The following is a 6,688-nucleotide window of genomic DNA, read 5'->3' as shown; positions in this document are numbered from 1 at the left end:
TCGCCTCGCAGAACGGCGGTTGCCGCCGTTCTGCGAGGCGATGGTGTTCAGCTGCGTCAGGTGTGCCTGGATGTTGGAGACGCTGATGTCCGGCGGGTCGGTGCCGGGCGTGGTGGAGCCGACGTTCAGTGCGTAGTCGACGGTGTGGGAGAGCGTGGAGCCCTGGCCCTTCACCGTGACGGTCGACGCGCCGGGCGCCGCGTTGGCGGTCGCCGAGAGGGTCAGCACCGAGGACTGGCCCGACTGCACGGTCGCCGGGTTGAAGGAGGCCGTCACCCCGGACGGCAGACCGGATGCGGTGAGGGTCACCGACTGGGCCGTACCGGTGGTGGTGTTGGTGGACACGGCCGTGGTGACCGAACCGCCCTGCTGGACCGTCCCCGACGCCGGGCTCAGCGCCAGCGAGAAGTCGCTGTTCTGGCCGCTCGGCGTACAGGTCGGGTCGCCGGTCTGGGCGGGCACGCTGATCGCGTCCCAGGCCGCCTTGGTCTTGCTGTAGAGAGCGCAGGTGGTGTCGAGCGACTTGGCCGAACTCAGCGTCGCCGTACGGTACTTCTTGTACGACATGCTGCTGGTCTTGAGCAGCATCCCGCCATAGAAGATCTTTCCGGCGCTCTGGACGCCCACACCGGTCAGCGTCGTCTGGTTGCAGGTGCTGCTGCTCGGCTTGCCGCCGCCAGGGTTGGTGCCCTCGGCGAGCAGATAGAACCAGTGGTTGAGGGGCCCCGCGGCCGCGTGCACCTCGGTGCCGGGGATCGCGGAGCTGTAGCAGGCCGGGTCGTTGTTGACGGCCGGCGGGTTGTACATGTTGCGGATCGGGCCCTGGCCCTGGAGGTTGATCTTCTCGCCGACCGTGTAGTCCGGGGTGTCGTACGGCGAGGGCTCGTTGATGTACGCCTCGGTCAGCGCGCCGAAGATGTCCCCGGTGCTCTCACCGAGCCCCGACTCCTGGCCGCTGGTGCCGCCCGGGGTGTTGGTGTCGATGGCGTGCCCGTACTCATGGGCCACCACGTCCACGCCGGCGATCCACTCGTTGGCGCTGTTGTGGCCGATGGTGACCGAGCTGCCGTCCCAGTACGCGTTCAGGTCGCTCAGCCCGACCTTGCCGGGGAAGCTGCGGCCGTTGCCGTTGACGCCGTTGCGGCCGAGCCAGCTGCCGAGCATGTCCCACTGCTTCTGCGCGGCGAACATCAGGTCGACGCAGCCGGTCTCCTTGGAGGTGGGATTGCCCGTCCCCCAGGAATCCGTGGCCTTCGAGAAGACGGACCCGGAGCTGTAGTCCGCGCAGCTCAGGCCGGTTCTGCCCGGGTCACGCAGGGTGTACGTACCACCCGAGGCGGTGGTGTCGATGGTCAGCGGGTTCGGGCCGTTCCACTTGCTGGTGCCGCTGCCCGCCGCGACCTCGTCGTAGCTGTCGATGACCTTGCCTGTGCGGGCGTCCACGAAGACGTGCAGTTTGCTGGGCGCGGTGCTCGTACGGCCGGAGAGCACTGTCTCCCATGCCAGGTTCTGCCGGTTGTCCCTGAGCCGGACGACCAGCCGGCTGCTCAGGACCTTGTCGACCGCGTGCAGTTTCGCCCGCGAGACGGCCTCGGCCCTCTTCGCGGTGACCGAGGGCTCGGTCGCGACATCGATGCGCCGCGACGAAGCGGACTGCAGGGCGCGTACATCGCCGTCGCCGTCCGCGAGGACGACCGCGTCGCCGCCGACGACCGGCAGGCCGCGGTAGCTGCGCTCGTACGCGACGGAGTAGAGCCCCTTCAGCCAGGGGGTGACCTGGCGTCGCTCGTACTGCTCCTGCGAGGAGTTGACCAGCGAGTCGAGGCCGCTGTGCACGGCCTGGTCGGCCGCGGCGACGGCCCGTGAGAGCGGGGTGGCGGGCTGGTCGGACCTGGTCCGGTTCTGGGTCTGCTGGGCGGCCGATGCCGGGCCGGCGACAGCGCCGGCGAGGCTCGCGGTCAGCGCGAGGGCTGCCACGGCGGCCATCGATCTTATGGGGTGCAACGTCCACTCCGATCGTGGTGGGGGGCTGGTTCGTCGCCGCCGAGTATGGGCGTGGACATGGCAATGCAGGGACATCCCACCGGGCATAGGACGGGAGTTATGGTGCGCGGATGAACTGCTGCGTACCCTGCGGAAGATGCAGCTTGAGTTGAGGCATCTACAGGCGGTCTGCCGGATAGCCGAAGCGGGCAGTCTGGGGCGCGCGGCGCGCCGGCTCGGGGTGTCCCAGCCCGCGCTCTCCGCGCAGTTGCGGCGCATCGAGCGCGCCACCGGCGGCGATCTCTTCGTCCGGACCCAGCACGGGGTGGAGCCCACCGCGCTGGGCCAGTTCGTGCTCGACAGAGCGCGCCGGGTGCTCAGCGAGATGGACGCGCTGGGCTCGGAGGCGCGCGCCATGACAGCCGGTGCGCCCCTGCGGCTCGGCTGCATCATGCTGGTCCTGCTCGACGGTCTGCTGGAACAGACGGACCTGTCGATGACCGAGGAGATCACCGTCGACCTCGAACACTCGGTGACCGCGCTGGCGCGGATGCTCGGGGCCGGGCGTTACGACGCGATCGTGTACGGCGAGGTGAACGACCACGAAGTCCCGCTGCCCGAAGGGGCGGTGGCCAGGACCCTCATCCCCAAGGAGCCGTTCGCCGTGCGGATGTCGGAGCGGCACGCTCTCGCGGGCCGCTCCGACATCGAACTCGCCGATCTGGCGGGGGAGTTGTGGATGACACTGGTGGAGGACGACGACGGCGGCCCCGAGGCGCTCGTCGAAGCCTGCGCGAAGGCCGGCTTCGTACCCTCGCTCCGCTACCGCATCACCGACCGCAGGATGCACTGCAGCCTGATCGCCAGGGGCCGCGCGGTCGCACTGACCCAGCCCACCGCGTCAGGTGCGGACGGCACGGTGGTACGGCCCCTCGCAGGGGCCCCGATCACCGGCCGGATCCGCCTCGCCTGGAACCGGTCGGCCGTCTCGGCCCGGCAGGCGGAGCTGCTCTACCTGGCCGCGGCGCGTGCCTATCTGGCCAATGTCGACAACAACCTGTTCCACCGGATCTGGTGGGACGCCCACCCGGAGCTGCACCCCGTCTCCACGCCGGTGTGAGGCGGGACGGCAGCTCCGGCCTGGACCGTCAGGCGGAGAGCGCCGCGGAGACCACTGCCTTGGCCTCCTCCTGGACGCGGGCCAGATGGTCGGTGCCCAGGAAGGACTCCCCGTAGATCTTGTACACATCCTCGGTGCCCGAGGGCCGGGCGGCGAACCAGGCGTTCTCCGTCGTCACCTTGATGCCGCCGATGGACGCGCCGTTTCCCGGCGCCTCGGTGAGCACCGCGGTGACCGGCTCCCCGGCCAGCGTGTCCGCCGTGACCTGCTGGGGGGAGAGCTTCGCGAGCACCGCCTTCTCCTCCCGGGTGGCCGGGGCGTCGATGCGCGCATAGGCCGGCTCGCCGAAGCGGCCGGTGAGCTCCGCGTAGTGCTGGGAGGGGGAGCTGCCGGTGACCGCGAGGATCTCGGAGGCGAGCAGCGCGAGCAGGATGCCGTCCTTGTCGGTGGTCCACACCGAGCCGTCGCGGCGCAGGAAGGACGCCCCTGCGGACTCCTCGCCGCCGAAGCCCAGCGAGCCGTCGGCGAGACCGTCCACGAACCACTTGAAGCCGACGGGCACTTCGACGAGCCTGCGGCCGAGGTCCGCGGCCACCCGGTCGATCATCGTCGATGAGACCAGGGTCTTGCCGATGCCCGCGTCCGCCGGCCACTGGTCGCGGTGCGCGTACAGATACTGGATCGCGACCGCGAGGTAGTGGTTCGGGTTCATCAGCCCGCCGTCCGGGGTGACGATCCCGTGCCGGTCGGCGTCCGCGTCGTTCCCGGTGGAGATCTGGAAGCGGTCGCGCTGGGCGATGAGCGAGGCCATCGCGTACGGCGACGAGCAGTCCATCCGGATCTTGCCGTCCCAGTCCAGCGTCATGAACCGCCAGGTCGGGTCCGCGAGCGGGTTGACCACGGTCAGGTCCAGGCGGTGCTGCTCGGCGATCCTGCCCCAATACGCCACCGACGCACCGCCCAGCGGATCGGCGCCGATCCGTACGCCCGCGTCCCGGACGGCGTCCAGGTCGAGGACGGAGGGAAGGTCGGCGACGTACGCGCTCAGGAAGTCGTGGCGACCGGTCGTCGGAGCGGCGAGCGCGCGCGTGTACAGGATGCGCCGGACGTCCTTGAGGCCGCTCGCGATGATCTCGTTGGCCCGGTCCTGGATCCAGCCGGTGGCGTCGGATCCGGCAGGTCCGCCGCTCGGCGGGTTGTACTTGAAGCCGCCGTCGGCGGGCGGGTTGTGCGAGGGGGTGACGACCACGCCGTCGGCGAGCGCGGAGTTCCGGCCCCGGTTGTACGTGAGGATCGCGTGCGACACCGCCGGGGTCGGGGTGTATCCGTCGGCGCTGTCGATGAGCAGGGTCACCTCGTTGGCGGCGAACACCTCGATGGCCGTCACCTTGGCCGGCTCCGACAGCGCGTGCGTGTCGGCTCCCAGATACAGCGGCCCGTCGGTGCCCTGCCGTGCGCGGTACTCGCAGATGGCCTGGCTGGTGGCGGCGATGTGGTCGTCGTTGAACGCGGTGTTCAGCGACGATCCGCGGTGACCCGACGTCCCGAAGGCGACGCGCTGATCCGGCACGGACGGGTCGGGACGGAGTGCGTAGTACGCGGTCACCAGACGGGCGACGTCGATGAGATCCCCGGGACCGGCCTGTTGTCCCGCTCGTTCGTGCGGCATCTGCCCACTCCTCCGTATTGGCTGTCACGATCGGCTGCACCACCATCTTTGCCGCTCGTGGGGAGGAGTGCCGCATCGGCCGCCCCCTGGGGGAGCGGCCGATGCCCTTCTCAGCTGCCCTTCTCAGCCGACGGAGAGGTCGTCGCCGTACACGACGCCCTGCCCGTACCAGCCGTGCAGGAAGACGGTGACCGCACCGGAGGCGCCCGTGGTGAACGGGACCGTCAGCTTGGTCCAGCCCGTGGAGCTGGTCCAGGTGCTGGCGCTCGCGCCGCCCCGTACGCCGAGGTAGGCGTAACTTCCCTGCACCCAACCGCTCAGCGTGTAAGCGGTGTTGGGCTTGAGTGTCAGCGACTGGGTGCACTCGCCGCTCTGCGCGGACGTCGGGTTGGTCTTCAGCGCGTGCGTCCCGCCGTGCGCCGGGGTGGTGACCACCGCGCCGCCGCTCTCACAGGTCCAGGGGGCCAGCGAGCCGCTCTCCAGGTCGCCGTTGACCAGCGCGCCCGTACCACCGCCGGGACCCGAGACGGTGAGGGTGTACGTCGAGGAGTGCGTCGCGGTCCCCGCGGTGCCCTTGACGGTGATCGGGTACGTGCCGGGGGCGGCCGAGGCCGACGCGGTGACCTTCAGCTGCGAAGTGCCGCCCGCGGTGACCGAAGCGGGGGTGAGCGTGGCGGTCACGCCGGTGGGCGCACCCGTGGCGGTGAGGGCGACGGTCTGCGCGCTGCCCGAGACGAGCGCCGTGCTCACGGTCGAGGTGGCGGAGCCGCCGGGGGCGACCGTCGCCGAACCGGGTGCCACGGAGAGCGAGAAGTCGTTGGTCACCGGACCGCCGCCCCCGGAGAAGGGCGCGAAGGTGTGGGTGAAGTACCACGTGTCCTGGGCGATTCCGGAGCAGCTGTCCGAGCCTCCGGTGCCCGGGCAGCCGCCGTTGTCGCGCTGCAGCGCCCAGAAGGAGAGGGTGTTGACGCCCTTGGAGACGGCCCAGTTGTAGACCGTGGTCGCGTTCGCCGTGGTGAACGTCTCGGCGGCGCCGAAGTCGTCGATCCCGGGCATCTCGATGATGCCGGTCATGCCCCACAGCTGCGCGGAGGTCTTCGACGGGTACAGCGAGCCCAGCTGGCCGACCAGACCGGTGATCGCGGTCTGGGTGTCGGTGGCCATGTTGTGCGAGGCGTTGTCGTAGTAGTCGAACGTCATCAGGTTCACGACGTCGACGCGGGCCCCGTTGGCGACGGCGTTCTGCAGGACCGCGAGCCCGCTGCTCGCCAGTCCGCTCGTGGTGGTCGGCAGGGTGTACGAGATCTGTACCGTACGGCCGTTGGCCGCGGCCCAGTCCTGCAGCTTCTTGATCGCCTTGTTGCGGCGGTCGATCCCTGCCGAGTTGGTCAGCGAGTTGTCCTCGATGTCCATGTCGAGGCGGGTGACGTCATAGGTGGTGACGAGCTTCTCGTACGCGGCGGCGATCGAGTCGACATTCGTACAGCTGTCGGCTATCTCGGTGGCGCCGTTGTCGGCCGCGTACCCGCCGAAGGACGGGATCACGTCGCCGCCGCGCGAGCGGATGGTGGTGAAGTCCGCGCCGAACACGGAGGAGGAGACCGGCTGGCCGGTGTCGCCGTTCCAGTACGGGGTGCAGGACCCCTTCGCCTCGGTCTGGACGAACGCCATGGTCAGGTACTTGGCACCGGACTGCTGGGCGAGAGCGGCGGGGCTGTCGCCGTTGTAAGCCTCGAAGTAGGGGGCGAAGACATGTGCGGGCAGCGGGGTGGCCGCGTGGGCGGCGCCCGAACCGCCCAGGACCAGGCCGGCCGATGCGACCGTGGTCGCCAGGGTGGCCAGGAGGGCGCGCAGGGATCTCTTACGTCTCATGGGGGGCTCCGATGGGTGAGACAAGGCGGAGGATCGCGCCCCAT

General features: G+C 70.1%; 4 protein-coding genes. 1 reads left to right on the top strand and 3 read right to left on the bottom strand.

Features of this window, described 5'->3' with window-relative positions; genetic code table 11:
• Positions 1-1,986, bottom strand: a 1,986-nt coding sequence (locus J0695_RS13475; RefSeq protein ID WP_242552609.1) for a M4 family metallopeptidase, incomplete at its 3' end; no start/stop codon positions are given.
• Between the two features lie 154 nt (positions 1,987-2,140).
• Between J0695_RS13475 and J0695_RS13470 the strand changes: the two genes are divergently transcribed.
• Positions 2,141-3,103, top strand: coding sequence for a LysR family transcriptional regulator (locus J0695_RS13470; protein WP_206962243.1), 963 nt, complete (start codon positions 2,141-2,143; stop codon positions 3,101-3,103).
• 28 nt (positions 3,104-3,131) lie between these two features.
• Here J0695_RS13470 and pgm read toward each other — a convergent pair whose 3' ends face one another.
• Entirely contained in the window at positions 3,132-4,772 is a 1,641-nt protein-coding gene (gene pgm / locus J0695_RS13465; protein WP_206962242.1) for a phosphoglucomutase (alpha-D-glucose-1,6-bisphosphate-dependent), read from the bottom strand.
• A gap of 123 nt (positions 4,773-4,895) precedes the next feature.
• Positions 4,896-6,644: a glycosyl hydrolase family 18 protein gene (locus J0695_RS13460; protein WP_206962241.1), complete on the bottom strand. Its 1,749-nt coding sequence runs from the start codon at positions 6,642-6,644 to the stop codon at positions 4,896-4,898.
• Between the last annotated feature and the right edge of the window lie 44 nt (positions 6,645-6,688).

It is taken from the genome of Streptomyces beijiangensis (genome assembly GCF_017315755.1).
Lineage (GTDB): Bacteria > Actinomycetota > Actinomycetes > Streptomycetales > Streptomycetaceae > Streptomyces > Streptomyces beijiangensis.
This window is presented reverse-complemented; position numbering and strand designations above follow the sequence as displayed.